The organism is Pseudomonas sp. PS01300 (assembly GCF_029960155.1).
GTDB classification, from domain to species: Bacteria; Pseudomonadota; Gammaproteobacteria; order Pseudomonadales; family Pseudomonadaceae; genus Aquipseudomonas; species Aquipseudomonas palmensis.
This window is the reverse complement of record NZ_JASCPN010000188.1, coordinates 1-203: the sequence shown is the minus strand read 5'-3', so window position 1 is coordinate 203 and position 203 is coordinate 1. Positions and strand designations below refer to the sequence as shown.

Here is a 203-nt window from a genome sequence, read left to right as displayed (position 1 = left end):
CCTTCCTGCAGCTGTCGCCCAGCGGCAGCGGCATTCACGGGCTGGTCTACAGCGCCGCGCAGGGCGAGGCCGGGCGGCGCCTGTCGCGCTACCGGCTGGTGCTGCGCCCGCAGCTGGCGTACCTGGCACACCGCATCAACCAGCGCATCTTCCAGCACAAGACGGTGCCGCAGATCATCGCCCAGGTGCTCGAGGAGCACGGC

General features: G+C 70.9%; 1 protein-coding gene. It reads left to right on the top strand.

What is annotated here, in order from left to right:
• On the top strand, positions 1 to 203 hold a 203-nt coding region (locus tag QMX96_RS26990), incomplete at both ends, for a contractile injection system protein, VgrG/Pvc8 family (RefSeq protein ID WP_282362751.1).